17 protein-coding genes are annotated in these 21323 nt (G+C 47.3%); 16 read left to right on the forward strand and 1 reads right to left on the reverse strand.

The features are described 5' to 3' along the window. Positions 1 to 33 precede the first annotated feature (33 nt). The 11 genes from ACQ4M5_RS12385 (at position 34) to ACQ4M5_RS12435 (ending at position 10413) form a co-directional block, all read left to right on the forward strand. Positions 34 to 276 (forward strand): acyl carrier protein, encoded by a 243-nt coding sequence (locus ACQ4M5_RS12385; protein WP_430675924.1) that lies wholly within the window; start codon positions 34 to 36, stop codon positions 274 to 276. 459 nt (positions 277 to 735) lie between these two features. After that, positions 736 to 1125, forward strand: a complete 390-nt coding sequence (locus ACQ4M5_RS12390; protein ID WP_430675925.1) for a holo-ACP synthase — start codon at positions 736 to 738, stop codon at positions 1123 to 1125. Further along, the gene (locus ACQ4M5_RS12395) at positions 1112 to 2701 is read left to right on the forward strand and encodes a benzoate-CoA ligase family protein (RefSeq protein WP_430675926.1); all 1590 of its coding nucleotides are present in this window, start codon (positions 1112 to 1114) and stop codon (positions 2699 to 2701) included. The genes ACQ4M5_RS12390 and ACQ4M5_RS12395 overlap by 14 nt, the downstream gene beginning before the upstream one ends. A 25-nt stretch (positions 2702 to 2726) precedes the next feature. Next, positions 2727 to 3116 carry a cupin domain-containing protein gene (locus tag ACQ4M5_RS12400; protein WP_430675927.1) on the forward strand — a complete coding sequence of 130 codons (390 nt, stop codon included), beginning with the start codon at positions 2727 to 2729 and terminating at the stop codon, positions 3114 to 3116. Positions 3117 to 3143: 27 nt separating this feature from the next. After that, positions 3144 to 3485: a carboxymuconolactone decarboxylase family protein gene (locus tag ACQ4M5_RS12405; protein WP_430675928.1), complete on the forward strand. Its 342-nt coding sequence runs from the start codon at positions 3144 to 3146 to the stop codon at positions 3483 to 3485. Continuing rightward, on the forward strand, positions 3472 to 4263 hold the full coding sequence (locus tag ACQ4M5_RS12410) for a cyclase family protein (protein WP_430675929.1): 792 nt from the start codon (positions 3472 to 3474) through the stop codon (positions 4261 to 4263). The genes ACQ4M5_RS12405 and ACQ4M5_RS12410 overlap by 14 nt, the downstream gene beginning before the upstream one ends. A gap of 39 nt (positions 4264 to 4302) precedes the next feature. Then, entirely contained in the window at positions 4303 to 4791 is a 489-nt protein-coding gene (locus ACQ4M5_RS12415; RefSeq protein WP_430675930.1) for an SRPBCC family protein, read from the forward strand. Positions 4792 to 5496: 705 nt separating this feature from the next. Further along, a complete protein-coding gene (locus ACQ4M5_RS12420) occupies positions 5497 to 6819 on the forward strand; it encodes a salicylate synthase (protein WP_430675931.1) in 1323 nt (440 codons plus the stop codon). Between the two features lie 289 nt (positions 6820 to 7108). Then, complete coding sequence (locus ACQ4M5_RS12425; protein ID WP_430675932.1) at positions 7109 to 7912, forward strand: alpha/beta fold hydrolase; 804 nt, start codon at positions 7109 to 7111, stop codon at positions 7910 to 7912. A gap of 17 nt (positions 7913 to 7929) precedes the next feature. Further along, positions 7930 to 8826: a tetratricopeptide repeat protein gene (locus tag ACQ4M5_RS12430; protein WP_430675933.1), complete on the forward strand. Its 897-nt coding sequence runs from the start codon at positions 7930 to 7932 to the stop codon at positions 8824 to 8826. A gap of 252 nt (positions 8827 to 9078) precedes the next feature. After that, complete coding sequence (locus tag ACQ4M5_RS12435; protein WP_430675934.1) at positions 9079 to 10413, forward strand: ferredoxin reductase family protein; 1335 nt, start codon at positions 9079 to 9081, stop codon at positions 10411 to 10413. 160 nt (positions 10414 to 10573) lie between these two features. Here ACQ4M5_RS12435 and ACQ4M5_RS12440 read toward each other — a convergent pair whose 3' ends face one another. Further along, positions 10574 to 12895, reverse strand: coding sequence for an NACHT domain-containing protein (locus tag ACQ4M5_RS12440; RefSeq protein ID WP_430675935.1), 2322 nt, complete (start codon positions 12893 to 12895; stop codon positions 10574 to 10576). Between the two features lie 881 nt (positions 12896 to 13776). Between ACQ4M5_RS12440 and ACQ4M5_RS12445 the strand changes: the two genes are divergently transcribed. The 5 genes from ACQ4M5_RS12445 (at position 13777) to ACQ4M5_RS12465 (ending at position 20452) form a co-directional block, all read left to right on the forward strand. Beyond that, a complete protein-coding gene (locus ACQ4M5_RS12445) occupies positions 13777 to 14964 on the forward strand; it encodes an HlyD family efflux transporter periplasmic adaptor subunit (protein WP_430675936.1) in 1188 nt (395 codons plus the stop codon). A gap of 6 nt (positions 14965 to 14970) precedes the next feature. Next, entirely contained in the window at positions 14971 to 16131 is a 1161-nt protein-coding gene (gene devC, locus ACQ4M5_RS12450) for an ABC transporter permease DevC (RefSeq protein ID WP_430675937.1), read from the forward strand. 11 nt (positions 16132 to 16142) lie between these two features. Beyond that, on the forward strand, positions 16143 to 16817 hold the full coding sequence (locus tag ACQ4M5_RS12455; RefSeq protein WP_430675938.1) for an ATP-binding cassette domain-containing protein: 675 nt from the start codon (positions 16143 to 16145) through the stop codon (positions 16815 to 16817). 221 nt (positions 16818 to 17038) lie between these two features. Further along, complete coding sequence (locus ACQ4M5_RS12460; protein WP_430675939.1) at positions 17039 to 18286, forward strand: HlyD family secretion protein; 1248 nt, start codon at positions 17039 to 17041, stop codon at positions 18284 to 18286. Between the two features lie 45 nt (positions 18287 to 18331). Beyond that, on the forward strand, positions 18332 to 20452 hold the full coding sequence (locus ACQ4M5_RS12465) for a glycosyltransferase (RefSeq protein WP_430675940.1): 2121 nt from the start codon (positions 18332 to 18334) through the stop codon (positions 20450 to 20452). Positions 20453 to 21323 lie beyond the last annotated feature (871 nt).

Consider the following 21323-nt stretch of genomic DNA (forward strand, 5'->3'; position numbering starts at 1 on the left):
TTGAAAGACATCATTTCCTGGGGAGCAAACACGATGATCATGGATACATTGACCGCGATTTTGACGGAATTGGGAATTACAAAATCAGAAATCAGTGACTCTGCATTTCTGCGTAAGGATTTGCAACTCGATTCTACTGAGACGGTGCAAATTTCGCTGGAACTGAAACGGCGCTTAGATGTCAATGTCAAACTCGAATCCCGACAAGATTTAACCTTGGCTCAAGTCTGCGAGAAGGTAGAACAAGCAATGTCACCGAATCTTGCTTCTCCCTGATTTAAGTAGACGAGATTAGCTTAAGAACGAGATTTCGGGCGATCTGCTTCGTTGCTTGTCCGCCCGTGATTGAAAATCACGGTCTATCGGAGAAAGTCCACTGAAGGGACTACAAAAGAATCTTCAGTCAGTTGAAACTGACTTCGCATCGATAGCCCCGAATTCCATTCCTACCCTGTACACACAAGTCTGAATTGCTTCGTTTCAGTCGGCTTCAGCCCCCTAAATCCCCCAAAATTGGGGGACTTTGACCTAGAAAAAGTTCTCCAATTCCAGAAAGGATTCGTCCTTCAAAGTCCCCCAGAATTGGGGGATTTAGGGGGCGAAAGACTTCAGCAATCACCAATCCATCACCTTATGTGTACACGGTAGAATTCCATTCCGGGGCGAACAAGCAACGAAGCGAGAAAACCAACTCAGGTTTAATTGCAGCTATCTACTTAGTTCCCGTTCATTCTCATGATCGGCATTGACATCGAGCAGATTAGCCGAATTGCAAAACTCGTCGATCGATACGATCGCACAACGCTCAATCTGCTGTTCACCCACTCCGAAATTGAACAATGCCAATTCGCTCCAAGTCACTACTATGCTCTTTGTTTTTCCGCTAAAGAAGCCGTCGGAAAAGCTTTAGGAACAGGACTTGCAGACATTGGCTGGACAGAAATCGAAGTTACGATCGCACCGCACATCCTTGATATCCAGCTATCAGGAGCCGCCTACGATTTAGCAATTCAACAACACATTCATCGCTGGTATGCGACTTGGTGGACTTGGGACGATTATGTGCTCGTACAAGTTTTTGCATCAACCATTCTTCACCCTCAAAACGACTATGTATCAAGTTAGTGAACCATTTCCAGAGGTTTTCAACATCGCGGCGTACTTGATCGAACTGAACTTGTGTCGAGGCAATGGCGATCGCGTTGCCTTCTACTACAAAAACGAAATCTACACCTACCGCAGCCTCAAAACCTATGTTCAGCGATCGGCAGCTTACTTTCAGCAACTGGGTCTCGATCGCGAAGACCGCATCGCCATTTTGCTATCCGATACGCCAGAGTTTATCTTTGCATTTCTCGGTGCAATTTGGGCGGGTGCGGTTCCAGTCCCGATCAACACTGCCTGCACTTTGGATGATATCCAATACATTCTGAAAGATTGCCGCGCTCAAATTTTGCTCACCACGGACGAGTGGCAGCAGCAGTTCACTCACTTTCGATCTCCTTTCCTGCGTCACACTCTGCTGGTCGATGACGATTCTCCCTTTTGTCACGCGATCGATCAGATGAAAACAGAGCCGACTCCTGCTATGACTTCTCCGTTTGAGCCTGCTTTTTGGCTTTATACTTCTGGTAGTACAGGACGACCGAAAGGAGTGGTGCATAGCCATTCCAGCATTATCACCTGTGCCGAATCTTATGGTCGAGAAACGCTGGGATTAAGCGAAAAAGACATTACCTATTCTGTAGCAACAATGCCCTTTGCTTATGGATTAGGCAATACCCTGTATATGCCAATGACGGTCGGAGCCGCATCCGTGTTATCAGATGCAACAAATGCTTTTGACATCATTGCCGACATTCAGCGCTATCAGCCGACGGTCTTCTTTGGCGTACCCTCTACCTATGCTGCCATTCTTGCAGTTCAAGACATTGCTCCCTTAGATGACTATCCGTTGCGATTGCGGTTGTGCATTTCCGCAGCGGAACAACTGCCGCGAACGATCTGGGCAAGATGGCTCGATCGCTATGGTCACGAAATCTGTGAAGGCATCGGCACAACCGAGCTATTGCACATCTTTCTTTCCAATCGTCCAGGGGAATGTCAGCCGGGTAGCTCAGGATTTCCGATTCCTGGCTACAAGGTGCAACTGCTGGATGATGCAGGGTATCCGGTGGAAGCCGATGAGATTGGAACACTGCAAGTAACAGGCGATAGTTTGATGCTGGGCTACTGGAAGCGACCAAACGATACGCGCAAGGTCATTTACGGTAATAGCATTCGGACAGGGGATCAATACCGCTGTGATGCAGAAGGCTTTTTCTGGTTCATGGGGCGCAAAGATGATCTGTTCAAAGTTAACGGGCAGTGGGTTTCGCCGTTTGAGATTGAAGATGTCTTGCTGCAACATGAGAGCATTTTGGATGTGGCAGCAATGCCCGAACAGAATGGCGAGAATCTACCTTATGTGACTGCATTTATCACACTCAAAGCTGGGTTCATGGGTTCATTAGAGCTAGAGGACGCAATTCGCCGATTTGCTAAGTCCCATCTCCCGCACTTCAAAGCACCAAAGACGATTCATTTCCTGGATAAGCTGCCGCGTACCTCCACTGGAAAGATTCATCGCAAGTTGCTATCGAGTGCATTGAGCACAGAACGCAGTGGAGAAACAGCGATCGCTCAATCTTTCAATCATTAGAGGTTCATTTTTTAGAGGTTTACTGATGCAAATTCAACAATTGCGCCGATTGGTCATGAGTGCTGAGGATGTTCCGACGATCGAGGATCGCGGCGGTGAGATTCATGTTTTGATTTCACCGACGAGCGTGGCATCGAACCATCTGATTATGGGAACTGCAACGGTTCCAGTGGGGGGTCGAGTGCTGCGTCATGCTCATCCCCACGGTGAAGAATGCTTCTATGTGTTGCGGGGCAAGGGAGAAATCACGATCGAAGGAATGGGGGTCTATCCCTTTCAACCGGGAGAAGCAGTGCTGACACCCCAAGGCGCAGTTCACACGATCCAGAATACGGGCGAAGAAGAGATTCTCGTTGTCTTTGCAGCATCACCGCTTGCACCTTCTCCAAAGGACGGACACATCCTGCACGAGTAAAGTTTTTAACCATTAGGAGATAGACCAATGAAGAACATGATCAAGGAAGCCCCTGGTGTGGCTCAAGGTTTTTTTGACCTAGCAAAATCTGTGAAACAGTTTTCGCCCCTGGATGAGAAGACGAACGAGTTGATTTTGCTTGGTATTTTCACAGCGAATCGAGGACTACGCGGCATTCACACCCACGTTGAACGCGCGATGGATGAAGGTGCAACTAAAGAGGAATTGATCTCTGCGGTGTTGCTGGCACTCCCGATTATTGGCATCACCGATACGAACTTAGCTTTGGATGAGACGGTCGCAGCGATCGACAACTACGAAACGAAACAAGCAACATCGAGAAAGGAGGTTGCGAGTGCCGTTAGTTGATCTCAGTGTTTTAGTGGAAAATTCACCGTCAGAACCACTGAAAATGCAGGTGGAACGGTTAGATCACTATGAGGGCGCTCGTCAGTTCTGTAATGAAGTTGCAACGCGCAATGCCGCCAAGCAACCCTCTGATCCGCGCCGTCTGCAACCGGAAGATTTCCCTGATGGTGCATTCATTACCCTTGATACCGTGACGCTGCCGACCCACATGGGAACCCATATTGATGCACCGATTCACTACGGTCCAGAGTGTGAAGGCAAGCCAGCACGATCGGTTCATGAGCTACCACTAGAGTGGTTTTATGCTCCAGGAGTGCGTCTGGATCTGCGGCACAAGGAAGCAGGAGCCTTTATCACACCTGATGATTTAGAAACCGCATTGTTGGCAACCGGACACAAGCTTCAGCCCTTAGACATTGTGCTGATTTGGACTGGAACCGACAAGCTTTGGGGTAAGCGCGAGTATTTTTCCCATGCGCCTGGAATGAGCCGCGAAGCGACCGAATGGTTGACCCAACGCGGAATAAAGGTCATTGGCATTGATACTTACGGCTTCGATCGACCTTTTGTGACGATGTTGGAAGACTTTTGGCGCACAGGCGATCGACGATTTCTCTGGTGTGCTCATTTCTACGGTCGAGAGTGTGAATACATTCAGATCGAACGATTAGCCAATCTGGAGGAATTACCGGACACCGGATTTCAGGTGGCGTGTTTTCCGCTCAAAGTCAAAGGGTTAGATGCAAGTTGGGTGCGTGCGGTTGGCATTGTGCCTTAGAGACTGAATCAATGATTGCGAAATTGGAGAACTGAGACTATGCCAGGATACACAGAAAATACGATCGTCATTTTGCGCGATTTTGATACGGTGTTTGACCTGACCAATCAAATCGAATTGTGGACACAACTGTTCACCGAGTACGAGAAAGCAGAAGTTTTAGAGCGCAAGGGCAATGAAGTCGTCTTTAGCTTAACGACTTTCCCAGAAGGCGATCGACCTTCTCGGACTTGGGTATCGCGCCGGATCATCGACAAGCCGGGACGACAAGCAACTGCACAACGCATCGAAGCAGCTTTTCCGTTCAAAGAGATGAAGATCCACTGGACTTATGAGACATTGCCCCAGAATGTCGGAACGGTGATGACGTGGATTCAGAAGTTTGAGGTTCACGACGATTGCAAGTGGACAACCGAACAGATGGAATCTTTTCTCAATCGCAACACTCGAACACAAATGCGGGCGATCAAAGCAACCGTTGAGACTTGGAGTGCTCCGATCAAGCCTCTGGAACTTGCTGCTGTTTAACGACTGATCGTCATCCGATTTGAGTTTTGATACCAGATTGATTTGTGACCGCGTGTACATGCAGATTGATTGATTGATTGATCTGTCATTGCTGATATTCTTCGCCCCCTAAATCCCCCATTCCTACCGTGTACACACAAGTTGATTGATCTGTCATTGCTGAAGTCTCTCGCCCCCTAAATCCCCCAATTCTGGGGGACTTTGAAGGACGAACCCTTTCTGGAATTAGAGAACTTTTTCTAGGTCAAAGTCCCCCAATTTTGGGGGATTTAGGGGGCTGAAGCCGACTGAAACGAAGCGATCCAAGACTTGTGTGTACAGGGTAGAAATCCCCCATTCTGGGGTAGGGCTGATTCATTCTACTAAAAGGATTGCTCTAGCTACGTTTCAGCCGATTCGCCCTCATCCCCTAGCCCCTTCTCCCAAGCTGGGAGAAGGGGAACCGGAACTCTTGCTCCCCTCTCCCAAGCTTGGGAGAGGGGCTGGGGGTGAGGGCACGAAAGGCTTTCGCCAGAATGAATCAGCCCTACCATTCTGGGGGACTTCGAGCAAGAAAGATTTCTCCAATTTCAAGGCTTGTTCACACTTCAAAGTCCCCCACTCGTGGGGAATTTAGGGGGCACAACAGACCCCACCTTTCACGACCAATTCAACATTCGCCTCTTACCAACATTCACCTGAAGTTTCCCCATCCGAGGATTACCTATGTATCAACTAGCTCCAGAAGTCATCACTTATCACGAATTGTTCTTACCGGGTAAAACCGATCCGAGTCAGGTGCTGAACAGCCTCCTCTCAGCACAACTCATTTCTGACTATGTGATGTATCAGCACGATGACGAGGTAAGAATCGCAGGCAATCCGCTTGCCCAAGTCATGGTTACTGCTGATAGTGTCACGCTGACCGGGATGGGGCAATCGCAATCCAAACCGACTGCCGATCCGCTCAAGCAAGTCGAAGCGCTACTCGCAACTTTACCGATCGAGAACTGGACTGCTTACGGCTATGTCAGCTTTGATGTTTCCAGCTTTTATTCTAGCTACTCTAAATCCTTTGATCAGCCGATCGTCCATTTCATTGTCCCGGAGACTGAAATCTACATCACGCCCAAAGGCGTTCACGTCCGGAGTGTGAAATCTCCCGTCAAGCTCCAACGTGCTCTCGAATCTGATGCTCCTTTACAAGACTATACGGCAACGCCTCCGATGGTTGATTTTGCCGATAGTGAAGACTATCAGCAGCGAGTAAAAAACCTCGTGGATGCAATTCAAGCAGGCAAACTGCAAAAAGCGATCATCTCGCGCTTTGTCAAAGTCAAGGCAGAGATGGATTTGCTCGGAACCTACGTGCTAGGACAGCGCAGCAATAATGCCGCTCGCTCTTACTGCATGAAGATGGGAGAGGTATCTGCGGTTGGGTTTAGTCCAGAAATTCTCATGGAAGTGACAAGCGATCGCTTTGTCGCCACGAATCCCTTAGCGGGAACTCGTCCACGTGACCCCGATCAAGAAGCCGATCAACAGCTTCACGACGAACTATTTTCGGATGCCAAAGAGGTGAAAGAACACGCGCTATCCGTTTGGCTTGCTCAGGAAGAAATCGCCTCGGTTTGTCTGCCGGAAACGGTGCAGATTTACGACTTTATGGAGGTCAAGAAATACCGTTGTGTCCAGCATCTATCTTCACGGGTAGGTGGACAACTCAAACCTGATAAAACTCCCTGGGATGCGTTGAAGGTTCTATTTCCGGGCATTACGGTGTCTGGTATCAACAAACAAGAAGCCTTGGCTTGGATTGATCGCCTAGAGTCAGAGCCGCGTGGGGTCTATGCGGGTGCGATCGGGTGGGTCAATAGTAACGGCGTGATGGATCTCGCGATCGCGATTCGTTCTGCTTACCAGTACGGCGACTATCTCTATCTGAACGCAGGTGCAGGCATTGTCGGGGAATCCGTTCCAGAAAACGAATATGTGGAATCGGTCAACAAGATGAATACGATGCTTTCTACGATCGTCGTGAAATCTTAAGTCCTTTAGAGGGTGTTTGAAAAGTCATCGTTCATCGCAGCAATCGCCCCTCGAATGGAATTCGGGGCTATCGGAACAAAGTCTGTTAAAACAGACTGAAGCGTTCTCTATCCCTCGCTTCCAGTCCCCTTTAGTAGACTTTTTCCGATAGACCATGATTTCCAATCACGGACGGAACGCGATCGCAGCGAAGAGTCTTCCTATACTTCTCAAACATCCTCTTAGAGCCTCGATTTTCTCAAACAAAATCGGGGTTCTCGCTCCACACCAGAACTCACCAATCACACTTATGCCATTGATTTCCTGTGCAGGGTTACAAACCCATTACATTGCTCCCAAAGGTTTACCTCAGTCTAGTTCCGGTGTTGTTGTTTTACTCGTTCATGGTGCAGGCGGCAGTCACCGTCATTGGAACCCAATGCTTGAATCCTGGCAGACTCAGCAGATTCGAGAAAACTTCTATCCGGTTGCTCTCGATCTTCCTGGACATAGCGAGACAGAGGGAACCGTTCTAGAGTCTGTCGAGGCAGAGGCTGACTTTATCAATTCATTTCTCGATGCCCTCGAAGTGAAAACCCCGATCGCTTATGTCGGTCATTCAGCGGGTGGAATTCTGGGATTACAATTTGCGCTCAACTATCCGAAACGAGTCCGAAGATTGACGCTGATTGCAACCTCTGCCTGTATTCAACTCCATCCTGATTTTCTTCAGCAAGCGTTGAGCGGACAGTGGGACTATGACATGATGCAACAAAGTTTCTCAGCAGAAGTTGCACCAGAACTAAAGCAGCTTGTACTCGATGAACTGCAATCTGTTCGATTAGCAGAACAAGCAACCGATTTTATGGGATTAAGCCAGTGCGATTTGCGCGATCGCTTATCTGAAATTCACCAGCCCACGCTCGTGATCACCGGAGATGATGATGTGATTATCTCGCCGCGAAAATCAAGACTCTTGCAGCAAGCACTTCCCAAAGCCGAGTTGGTCATGGTGAAAGGGGCAGGTCACTATGTCCATGTCGAGCAAGCGGAAAGTGTTACAGCGGCGCTTGCGAGTTTCTTGCAGCGAATTCTAGTTCCAGTTGGAGCGTAAATTCAGGAGACTTCTTGATGTTAAACAATCCACTTGTTGAACTTGCTGAAGCAAAGTCCTACCGCGATCTGCTCGATAGTTACGCCGCCTATGATCTCGATGCGATCGCAGAAGTCGCTCATCTACTCCGCCGCCAGGAAAGCTATAGTATTGCCCTGAGCCTCTATCTCTATCTACTGGCTCATCAAGACAATGTTGACTTTCACTACGGCATCGGAGTCTGCTACGGCAAAACCTATCAATACCAAGCCGCGCTCAACCATCTCACCCAGGCATTTCAGGACGATCGCACTGAAGGGTCACACTATTACGCCTACATCCTGGAAAGAAACCAATTGATGGAACAGGCGAATCGATGGTACGAGTATGCCTTAAGTCACGGTTACGACAGTGATCTTTGGACGCTCTCGCACTACGCCTATTTCCTAGAAAAATACAATCAACCTGAAGCGGCAGAGCAAGCTTATCGAACCGTTCTTGAGCGCAACCCAAACTATAGTTGGGCAATCAAGCGGTACGCCATCTTTCTACTGCGTCAACATCAGATCGATCGCTCTATTCAACTGATGCAGTCAGCGCTTGAACAGAGTGGAAATACACCGTTCATGCAAATTAACTACTTGGAATATCTGATCATCCGAGGCGATCGAGTTGCTTACGAGAACTATTTGAACTCGATCGAGTACGATCGTCTGGCGCTCCCGTTCCAAACAGTGATCGATCTATTCGATTACTTCTGGCGATACCTGCTGGTAGGAGCAACCCATTCTGAAAAACTCGCAGCATATTGTCGCAAAACTCAGCAGTTACAAGACAGCATTCACCGCGACTTCGATGACTTGAACCAACTACTGACCGAGCGAGGTGGAGAATTACAAACATGGCAACAGTTGACTCAATGCTTGATCAAATAATATAGCAGTAGAAGTTTAGATTAGGACATTCTCGGAGTTGCCCCCAAACCCCCAATTCTGGGGGCTTAAGACTCTTGCTCCCCCAAACTTGGGGGCTGGGGGGCGATCTCGAAGTGTCCTAACTAAAATAGGTACGGCTATATTTGCTCAAACTCAATATTTGATCAGAATGCTTGATTAACTTGATTAATCAGAACGCTTGATTAACTTGATCAAATAGTTTGATTTCAGTTCCTAGCAGGAGAATGAAGAATGCGAAGCTTGTTGATGCCGAGTCCCGTTGTCATTGCACTGGGATGGATTATCGCGTTTTTATTTTTTACCGTCTTGCCCCTGCTAGTTTTGCTAATCTATCCTCCATCGGGGCGAGGATTTTGGCTTGACTTCTCGGCTGCTCTCGGTTTTATTAGCTTAGCACTGATGGTGTTGCAGTTCGTACTCACCGCACGAGTCAAGTGGATTGAAGCGTCCTATGGCATTGATCTAATCTTGGGATTTCATCGGTACAGCGCATTCATCGCCTTTATCCTGGTACTTGTGCATCCGATAGTTCTGTTTTGGGCACAGCCTGACACGATTCAACTGTTGGATTTTTCGGCAGCACCTTGGCGGGCACGCGCAGCACTGTTAGCAACCTTGGCGTTTATTGTGTTGATTGTGACAACTATCTGGCGCAAGCAGCTTAGAATTCCTTACGAACCTTGGCGATTCTCCCATTCAGTTCTGTCGCTCTTGACCGTTGGATTAGGATTAGGTCATGCTCTAGCAGTGAGCAATTATCTGGAACTGTTTTGGAAAGCAGTCCTTTGGGATGCGATGGCACTGATTGCACTCTTGCTTGTGATCTACATCCGCCTCGTTCGACCTTGGTTAATGCTCGGTAAGTCCTACCTGATTGAATCTGTTTTACCAGAGGCGGGTCATGTCTCAACGCTCATATTGCGATCGAGCGGACATGAAGGCTTTCGGTTTCAGCCCGGTCAGTTCGTCTGGATCACACTGGGCACTAACCCTTTTAGAATGCAGGAACATCCCTTTTCGATCGCATCTAGTGCAGAACACCCGGAAAAGCTAGAGTTTGGAATTAAAGCAGTCGGTGACTTTACGACTCGGATCAAGGCGTGTAAACCCGGCATGAAAGCTTATCTCGATGGTCCTTACGGTGTGTTTACCCCCGATCGCTATGAAGATGCCGCTGGCTTTGTGTTGATTGCAGGAGGCATTGGCATTACGCCGATGATGAGTATGCTAGTTACGGCAGCAGAGCGAAGAGACGATCGCCCTTACACCTTGATCTATGCCAATCGAACTTGGGATGAGATTCCCTATCGATCCTCGATCGAGGATCTCAAAACTCAACTTGAACTCACCGTTATCTATGTTCTGAGAGAGCCACCAACCGACTGGAAGGGCGAAACCGGATACATTGATGCCCCTATGCTCGATCGTCACATTCCTCAGCAACGAGGAACTCGACACTACTTTATCTGCGCGACTGCCAAAATGATGAATCAAATTGAGCGATCGCTGCATGAATTGGATGTGCCGATCACGAACGTGCATTTAGAGCATTTCAACCTGGCTTAATGTCGCTCAGGAAATGGTAATGCGTTATAGTCTGATGCTTCAACTCGTGGGCTTCGTTACCCTAGTTCTACTCGGTTCTGCACTTCTGTTTGCTTTGATACAGAATCGTCCTAACAATCAGCGAAACCAATCTGTGATTCGTGAATTTCGCCTTCCTATTTCAATCAATCAGCTTGATTAGATCTTTTGTATAGTTCTCATGAGCGCGGTGAGTCGTTTCTAGTCTGGGAGTAGATAGCTCACGACTGTTCAAGCAATCGACAAATAAACAGCAGGCGTTATAGTACTGCATCAGAGGCTCGAAACGCCACTGATGCCCAATATCGCGTTCTGAAATTAGGATGGCTCGTAGCTGCTCACACCACGGTTCACCGCATTGCTCCCACCAAGTCTCAAAGTTTACCTCCTTTGGGATTGCGGTCTTTAATTGTTCAAGAGATGTCGCCAATCCCGTCATCGACAAAGAATCCGCACGAGCGATCGCACGATTGATCACTCGAATAAAGGTCATCTTGGGGTCTTCAACCGCACCAACATACTGCATCAGTGCCAGGATTCGATCGAGCGCTAAATCTAAGGACAACTCTGAGGTCAGCGATCGCATTAATTCTGGCTGTAGCGCCCGTGCTAAATCCAGCAGACGATGGGAGTGCTGAAAACTTCTCCCCATTTCTAGATCAAAATAAAACGCCCGAACCACAACCGGATCAATGTTTGTCGAAACACGAACAGATTTGTACTCTAGCCAACTTAAAAACTGCTGAAGTTGCGGATCACAGACCACCAGTTGCCGCAGTCGGTCTTGCATCAACCGCAATAGCTCATCTGAGTGGTGTAGCATTCCGTTAACCAGTAAAAACACTTCCCGCCAACCGGGTTCTGTGATGTGTTCAACCAGTCTTTTTAGTCGATCGGGTCGTTCTGATCTGTTACCAAAAACAATCTCATGAGCGGCAAGATACTCATGAAACGTGAGATGGCAGAATGAATAAATTTGCCGCGATCGCTGTACTAAAAGTCCATGCTGTGCCTCGATCGATTGGAGAATCGCGCCACTATCAGCACACATCGTTAAGGCTGGCTGAGTACTCAGATAGGTCTGAATGTGCTGGTCTACTTCATCTTGAGTAAAAAAATAATTTCCTTGTTCAAAGGTTGCCCAAGCAAGACGGCTCAACAAAGTGATGCGGTGCGCTAGTGTGAACTGGGGATCGATCGAAGTTCGGTTGATATTACGTCCTGCGTCCCACTGTTTCAGCAAAATATCTAATCCTTCCTGGTACAGATCGCATCGATTGCGCGGAAAGTCGTCTCGCTCCTCGAAGACAAGGCACAGCAGGGTTAGTAACAAGGGATTGGTCGCGAGTTCTCGAATGGGCAGATTGACCGATAGGAACAGCTTTTCTAAACAGCATTGAGCCGTTGATGCGGCAATCCTCTGATTTCGGAGTCTTGCTGCAAACCAATGGCTGACGAAGTGCCGAATTTGTTCGTCATCAAACGCTGCAACTTCGACTTCTGTGAACTGTTCAAACACATAATCCTGACTGGCAAGCCGACAAGCCATCACCATCCAATTATCGGGAAATCGCAACGCTAAGCGCTGAATGTCCTGCACCACCCGCGATCGATCTTGCTCTTTTACCTCATCTAATCCGTCCAAAAGCATCAGGAGTCGCCCATGCTGCAAGAGTCGTTCAGCAACTTGTCTCAGTTCAACGCCATAATCCTCGATCTGATCATTGATGTAGTCGGTTAAGCTTGGCTGTCCGGGTTCTTCCGCAAAGTCCTTTAGTGAGATATAGATTGGTACACAGTTTGATTGAAAATTCCCAAGGCTACATTGCAAGACAAGAAACTTCAAGAAGGTTGTTTTTCCAACACCTGGTCTTCCCAAAACAATCAGCTTGTTGACTTGATGAGCAAGCTTTAGGGCACTCACTCGTTCTCGTTCCATGTGGTGGTTTAGAATCAAACGCTCTGGACTATCTCTGGTACTCTTGATCAGATGCTCTAGCTTCGATCGTCTGCGCCCACTGATTTTTTCTAAAACTTTGGTGCTTGTATATACTTCTAGCAACGACAAGGGCTGTGTCATATCGAGTACCCGAATCATTCCATATTGCGCTTGAACACTCGCTTGTCCTTGCTGCCGAACTTGTTGTACTAGCGATTCAATATCCTGCGGTTCCGTCGATCGCAGTTCTGGTTCTAGATCGAGATCGTCACCGATATCGCCACTCGTGGTTTGGAAATCACAATCTTCTTCTGCAACAACGCGCCAATCAATCCCCAAGCGATCGCAGATTTGGTGAAAGTTCTCGCGGGCGATCGGTTTGCCAGAAAAGAACTTCTGGATGGTCGATCGCGAAATTGCTAGGTCCGTGGCAAGATCCGCTTTGCGGGCAAACTGAAGCACTGCCTTGTTCGCTAAAGCTAACCCCGCTGCTGATGCTTGCAGCGATCTGCTCATGCGTCTCATAAGATTAGCCCCAAGCTGATAATTGTTCTGAATTGAAGACAAAGCTTCACAGTGCCGTTCTACATCCATCTATCTGAATGCCAGGATAAGATGAACATTCAGATAGACGGATGAGCAAGCTTTAAAGATCAGCTTAATTCAATGGAAGGATAACTTTCTCCCTCTGAAGGTATATGCATTACAAAATATGATCGCTACAATAGCGCTCAACAAAAAATCCTATTTTCGTTGCATTATCCGCTGTTTCTTGTATCATTGTTTTCTAGTTCAGCAAAATCCCCATGTGATCGATAAATCACAATTGAAACAGTATTCGATGCGAGTTTTGCTGTTACTTCTCTAGGCTGGAACAACAGTACAAAGTCCATTACGGGGTTTGCTGGTCGAGGAATAGACGGTTCCTGTTAGTTGAACTCAAGATTAGTCCGAAATCTATTTGACACAGAGTACCACTGGAGCAATCCGCTCTGTTGTCTCTCACTTAATTTCACCCATTACTCATACCAAACCAATTTGATATGGCTCAATTGGTCGTCTTTTTCTTTAAATTGCTCACAAGCTACTGTTCAAGGTTCTCGTTTATTGCATTCACCCGCCCCGGACTGGAAGTCGGGGCTAACAGAACAAAGTCCACTCAAGGGGACTGAGCAGACAATTTCAGCTTCTTCAGTCCTTTTCAAAGGACTTCGCACAATTAGCCCCGACTTCTAGTCCGGGGCGAGATAGTGCAGAGGACGAAACGCCCGAAATACGCCTTGTTAAGACTGGTGCAAGATTTAAGTTAATCACAAGTTACCTACATTTCACGCTTGACTTCATCACCTTGGACAGTGCTCGATTGTTACGCTGAAGTTTTTCCTACATCCTGAGCTACTTTCACTATGTCACAGTCAGCCTTTAAAGTCTTGTTCGATCGCCCTCGTCGTGCCTTGGGTGGAATGTTAATTGCCGGGGTCATTCTTAGCACTGTTCCCGGATACTTCGTTTGGCGTGCTCATCAAGTGGCTCAACCGTCAAACACTGCTCCAGCAGAGTCTCCCATTCAACAAAAATCGATCGCAGCTTTAGGACGACTAGAACCGAAAGGCGAAGTGATTCAATTGTCGATTTCTCAAGCTGCAAACAGTAATCGAATCGGAGAGTTGCGAGTCCGAGTCCGGGAGCAAGTCAAAAAAGGACAGATCATTGCTGTGCTCGATAACTATGCGACCCGCGAGGCAGCGGTCGGCGAGGCGCAGAAACAAGTCGAGATTGCTGAGTCTAAACGCGCTCAGATCGAAGCGGGTGCGAAGCAAGGCGAAATCGATGCTCAAGCCGCAGTCGTCTCCCGTTATCGAGCGCAACTGCAACAGGAGACGATCGTTCGTCAAGCTACTGTTGAACGGCTACAGTCAACGGTTGAGAATGCGCGGCAAGATGTCGAGCGCTACAATGCCCTCGCCGCCCAAGGAGCAATTTCAACTCAAGAACACGATCGCTATCGGCTCATTCTAGAGACAACAGAACGACAGCTTCAAGAAGCGATCGCACAGCGGGATCAATCCGTCGAAACGCTGCAAAAGCAAATTGGGGAAGAAAAAGCAAGGCTCGGAAGTGTAGCGGAAGTCCGCCCGATCGATGTGACTGTAGCAAGACGAGAAGTTGAAGGCGCACAGGCGCAGATGAAACGTGCCCAAGCGGAATTGGAAATGAGCTATCTTCGGGCATCAAGCGACGGTGAGGTGCTAAAGATTCACACGCATGAGGGCGAGATCGTCGGGGAGAATGGAGTGGTTGAAATTGGTCAAACGCAGCAAATGCTTGCAGTCGCTGAAGTTTATGAAAGTGATATTGCTCAAGTGAAAGTCGGGCAGACCGCTAAGATTGAACTGCTCAACTCGACTGGGAACCTGAGTGGAACAGTGAGCGAAGTGGGCGCGATCGTTGGAAAGCGTGATGTGCTTGATACTGATCCGGCAACAGCTATTGATGCTCGTGTTGTGGAGGTGAGAATCCAACTTGATCCAGAATCGAGCCGACAAGTAGCTGGATTGAGTAACGCCAAGATTAAAGCTCAAATTCTACTCTAGTGACTCATGCAAAAACGAAATATTCCAGTTGCTTGGAAGCAATTGATGAAACAGAAGGGTCGAATGCTCGTTGCGATCGCAGGCATTACGTTCGCGGATATGCTGATGTTTATGCAGTTAGGAATCCGCGATGCGCTATTCAATGGAGCAGTACAGCTTCATTCTGGCTTGAAAGCCGATCTGGTGCTAACAAGTAAGAATTATCAAACGATAGTCTCGCCGACGACATTTGCAGAAAGACGGCTCTATCAAGTCGAAGGATTTTCAGGGGTGCAATCGGTCGTTCCCGTTTATGCGGATTTTGGTAAATGGAAGAATCCGAGCGATCGCACTTCTTGGTCAATTCTGGTTCTCGGATTTAATCCAAGAACCCAGGCGGTAACGTTACCAGGTGTTGCCGAGAATCAACAGAAATTAGAGCTTCCTGATACAGTACTGTTCGATCAAGGAGCAAGGACTGAATTTGGCAATATTGCAGATTTAATCAAGCAAGGAAACCCCGTTGTTACAGAAGTTGAGAATCGCCAGATTCGAGTTGAGGGCTTATTTAAATTAGGAACGTCTTTTGGCATCAATGGCACTCTGATTACGAGTGATATCAACTTTCTGCGAATGATGAATAGCAAACGTAAGCCAGGTGCGATTAGTCTGGGCTTAGTTCAACTTGAAGCAGGAGTGAACCGGGATGAAATGCTACAAAAGCTACGAAATGAACTACCAAATGACGTTAAGATCCTAACGAAAGCAGACTTTATTGAAGCAGAAAGACAATACTGGGCAAATGGAACTGCGATCGGATATACGTTCACTTTAGGAGCCGTGATTGGCTTCGTGGTGGGTGCGGTTATTGTCTATCAAATTCTTTATAGTGATGTTCGTGATCATTTACCAGAGTACGCGATCCTAAAGGCAATTGGGTTTCGCGATCGCTTTCTATTATCGATCGTGTTTCAAGAAGCACTGATTCTGGCGCTGCTAGGATTTCTGCCCGGAATTGGCATTGCTTCTTTTGTCTACGGCAATATGCAGCGCAATACCCTGTTACCCATTTACATGACTCCAGAAAGAGCAACCTTAGTCTTTGTTCTCACATGCGGAATGTGTACAGTTTCTGCCGCGATCGCAGTTCGCAAACTCAGCTCCGCTGATCCCGCTGAAGTATATTAGGGTGCTATGTTATGAATTCCCCGATCTTGATCTCCAATGTCAATCATTACTATGGTCAAGGGGGATTAAAACGGCAAGTCTTATTCGATGTCAATCTTGCTGTAGAATCAGGCGAAATTGTAATCATGATGGGACCTTCTGGTTCTGGAAAAACCACATTACTGTCTCTCATGGGCTGTCTGAGATCAACTCAGGCAGGCAGTCTCAAGCTACTAGGGCAAGAATTAGCAGGAGCTTCTAAGTTCGAGTTAGTCAAGACACGACACAACATCGGTTATATCTTTCAGTCTCACAACCTACTTCAGTTTCTAACCGTCGAGGAAAACGTCCGGCTGCCGATGCAATTGTTTGATGTGCCTTATCCAGAAGCTCAGAAACGCGCCCAACACTTTCTCGAAATCGTGGGGTTATCAAAGTACTTAAAAGCCTATCCAGAGAACCTATCTCATGGTCAATGTCAGCGGGTTGCGATCGCAAGAGCGTTAGTCAACCATCCCAAGATTATTCTTGCCGATGAACCGACTTCTGCTCTTGATAAACAATCCGGTCGCGATGTGGTCGAACTGCTCCAGAAGCTTGCCAAAGATCAGCACTGTACGATCGTGCTAGTGACTCACGACGATCGCATTTTGGACATCGCCGATCGTATTGTCACGATGGAAGATGGACATTTAAGTAGTACCTAACGATAGCAATTCTAATTGAGTCCTAAACTTCCGATCTGCCCTCATCTCTGATCCTTCTGAGAAGGCAGAAGGATTATGATTTTACGACTCAATTAAGATTGCTATACAACTACGACATAAGTTGCACCTAAGTTACTAGATGGAGCAACACATTATTAGAAAAAATGCGTAAGACTACACACTCAGTACGATCAACCCGTTATTGAGGTCAAAATCGATCCATGGATACCCAATTTGAGTTTGATCAAAAGCCAAAAAAGGCATCAAAGATTACCCGTCCCTGGATCTTCAAAACGCTGCGTTTAACGCTTGCGCTGAGTGTTTTAGGACTAGCTGGAGCTTGGGGATGGAAGCAGTTAACCGAAGCTCAAAGTCGCTCTGCTTATATCAATGCAGAAGTTGTGAGCGTCAAACTTCCCATCTCTGGAACATTACAGCTCAATTCATTACAGCCCGGACAACAACTTACAGCGGGTACTAAGCTCGGTGAAGTTCGCAATCCCAGAAACGCAGAGTTAGAAATCAAACGAAACCAACTGCGATCGCAAATTCAACTCAACCAAAAGCAACTAATTACGATTCGGCAAACAATCGCCGATCAACTACAACAAATCGGACAGTTCAAAGTAGAGTCCCAGTCCGGGCAACGTTTAGAAGTCAATTCAGCCCAAAATCAAGTGCAGCAGTTATCGAGCGAATTAGACAAAGCGAAGTATGAGGCAAAATCCGCGCAAGCTGATGCCGATCGCTATCGTGTCTTGCTCGAAGAAGGTGCAACTTCCGCCGCACTTGCCGAAAAGAATCAAGCTCAAGCGAATCAAGCTTGGGCAATGGTGAACAGTGCGAAAGCTCGATTAGACCAAGCCATTCAGCAACTAACAGCCGCAGAATCAGGCTTGCAAATTGGGGGATCAAGAACCTTGAGCTATTCTGAAATTCGTCAGCGCGAACTTCAAACTGACATCGCAGAATTGCAGCGGCAACTGAGCACGGTGCAAACTCAACTGAACAGTGCCATTAATGAACTTAAAGAGATCGAGCCGCAAATCAAGCTGAATCAATCCGCTGAAGTCAAAAGTCCATTTGATGGCACGATTTGGTCTGTGGATGCAAAACCATCTGAATTTGTGAATGCAGGCGCACCGATCGTTCGAGTGATGAACTGCGCGAATGTCTGGGTAGATGCGTTCTTTTCTGAGGCAGATTCTCACTATTTAGCTCCGGGAATGATGCTTCCTGTGAAGATATCAGGAGGTCAAACGCTGCAAGGTAAAGTCGAATCGATTCGAGGGGGAACCGGAAGACGAGTAGGGCAGGATGTCGCGATCGCGCCGCCTACCTCCTTACGCCAGCAGGTAAGCGTGCGGATTGCAATTCCCTCCGCTACACTGCCACCGCAGCAGTTTTGTTTCGTCGGGCGCACCGTTGAAGTGACTGTGCCAAAACCGATCACAGAGTCGCGTTTGTAGTTCTTCATAGTACTTTATTCATCTATCTGCCGTTTAGGAGTGCCCGTGTTCAGTCGTTTGATTTCTTATGCCGCTGTGAGTGCCGCGATCGTGATGTTCGTGAACGCAGTACAACAGCAAGATTGGTTAGACCCGCAGATCGAAGCTTGGATGATTGAGGTTCAGTTTTGGCTGAGACAACTGCTATCGCTAGAAGACTTCAATGCTTCCTGGCAGACCGTTCTCTTTCCTGCTGTCATCAGTTTTTCAATTACGATCGCACTCAAGTTGTTTTTTACTGATTCGACCAGCGGTATCCGAAAAATTGCCTCTGCGCTGATGCTTTTTCTAGCGGTGCGCTATCTACTCTGGCGCGTTCTTTATACGCTTAATCTCTCTGATCCGGTCAATGGGAGCTTAAGCCTGTTAGCGCTTGGAATTGAACTTTTAGCTTTCATTCAAAACATCAGTTCGATGCTGCTGATGTGTTGGAGGACTGATCGTACTGCCCAAGCAGACAAAGCTTCAGAGGCAGTTCTAGAAGAATCTTACGCGCCTTGGGTTGATATTTTGATTCCAACCTACAATGAACCTGTAGCATTGTTGAGACGAACTATTATTGGTTGTCAAGCGCTCAAGTATGAGCGCAAGAGTATTTATCTACTCGATGACCAGCGCCGACCGGAAATGCGATCGCTTGCAGCAGAACTCGGTTGCAACTATGTCGATCGCCCCGACAATCGGCACGCAAAAGCCGGAAACATCAATCACGCACTGCAATTCCTTGAGGGAGATTTGATCACTGTATTTGATGCAGATTTCATTCCAACTCAGAACTTCTTGCATCGCACCATTGGATTGTTCCAAGATCCAACCGTCGCTTTAGTGCAAACTCCCCAGACGTTCTACAACAGTGATCCAATCCGCTACAACCTGGGACTAGAAGGCGTATTGACCAATGAGCAAGACTTTTTCTTTCGAGCAATTCAACCCGGTCGGGATGGACTGAATTCGACGATTTGCTGTGGAACTTCTTTTGTCGTGCGGCGCGACCTGCTCAACCAGATCGGCGGAATTCCTACAGAAACGCTCTGCGAAGATCTCTGTACATCCATGCACTTCCAATCTCTTGGCTACCAAGTTCTCTATTTAAATGAAAGTCTTTCTGCTGGCGCATCGGCTGAGAACATTAGCAGTTTTATTGATCAACGCTTACGTTGGGCACAAGGCACTCTGCAAACTTTGTTTAGCTCCTACAATCCCTTGAGAATGCAAGGCTTAACATTCGCTCAAAGAGGCTTGTGTCTGCTCGGAATTCTCAGTTGGTTTCTATTTGGATTGAATCTCGTGATGCTGCTCATGCCGCTCACTTATTTATGGTTCGGGTTTACTCCGCTCTTGATGCCCTTAGATGGCTTACTGTCTTACTGGCTGCCCTGCTATTTGGGAAATATTATTCTATTGTCCTGGTTGAGCGATCGTAAACGCTCCTTCTTCTGGGGAGAAATCTACGCTGCGATTACCTGCTTCCCGATCGCGTTAATCACGCTCAAAACATTGATCAATCCCTTTGGAAAACGCTTCAAGGTCACACCAAAAGGCGTAACTGCCAAAGGAATTCGGTTTAACTGGAAAATCTCATTTCCCATTATTGTTCTCATTGGGCTGTATAGTATGGCGATCGTGTGGGGTGGATTGACTTGGAATTTCTCGGCGCTAAACGATGCAACCTTGATTAATCTAGGTTGGGCAATCTATAACATGGCGATTTTGCTGATTGCGCTGCAAACCACGATCGATGTTCCGCAGAAAGTGCTATCGCTGAATTTTTTCCATCAGCTAGAGTGCGGTTTGATGTTCCAAGGAAAATGGATTGAGGCAGAAACGATTCAACTTTCAGAACAGGGTATCCAACTTCGAGCGGATTTAGCTTTACCGATCGGCGCAACGGCTCAGATTGATGTTCCTCAGATTGGATTATTTAACGTTGCTGTCGAGGTTACATCTGCGGAAGATTCTATTTTTTCATTGAGATTTACGGACTTGCCTTTATCGCAAGAAAGACAGCTAATCAGTTTCCTATTTTGTAAACCTGGACAATGGCAAGAAGAATTCATCTCTGAGACTAAATCACTCTCTTCGTTTGTGTGGTCGATTTTTCGGCTTTACCCATTGGCAGATACTTGATCTGTTGGTTTAGCTGCCCCGCCCCGGATTTCCAATCCTACTGTGTACACACAAGTATGAATTGCTTCGTTTGGGTCGGCTTCAGCCCCCTAAATCCCCCAAAATTGGGGGACTTTGACCTAGAAAAAGGTCTCCAATTCCAGAAAGGGTTCGTCCTTCAAAGTCCCCCAGAATTGGGGGATTTAGGGGGCGAAGGATCGAGCGCAATGACCGACGAATCAAGAATTGTTCGACTTGTGTGTACACGGTAGGATTGGAAATCCGGGTCTAACCGTGCGAAGTCCAGTAAACGGGACTAGAAGAGCCATTGATCGTTCTTCAGTGGGTTTCTAACCCACTTCGCACCGTTAGACCGTGATTTTCAATCACGGGCGGGTGAGAGCGATCAAACCGAAAATTTAGAGCTAGCAAAAATATGAGAGGATATTTGAAAAGTAATCGTTCATCGCCTGAATCGCCCCTCGAATGGAATTCGGGGCTATCGGAACAAAGTCTGTTGAAACAGACTGAAGAGTATAGGACAACTAGCTTTCAGTCCCCTTTAGTGGACTTTTTCCGATAGACCGTGATTTCTAATCACGGGCGGAACGCAATCGCAGCGAAGAGTCTTTCTGTACTTTTCAAACATCCTCTGAGCTTTCAGCCCTCGTCACTTAAGAACCGTATTCTCGGTATACATTTTTACGAACCAAGAATAAAGTTGTACACCAGCAGATAAAGTACTCCGTTATTTGCCAAGGTTGTACACTAACAGATGAAAGCTGTACACCAACGTGTATGGCTTTTCTGTTGCTATAGCCGTACTTATTTCAGTTAGGACACTTCGAGATCGCCCCCCAGCTCCCAAGTTTGGGGGAGCAAGAGTCTTAAG

Origin of the sequence: Leptolyngbya sp. AN10, assembly GCF_050565645.1 — a bacterium.
In the GTDB taxonomy this organism is placed as follows: Bacteria; Cyanobacteriota; Cyanobacteriia; order Leptolyngbyales; family Leptolyngbyaceae; genus Leptolyngbya.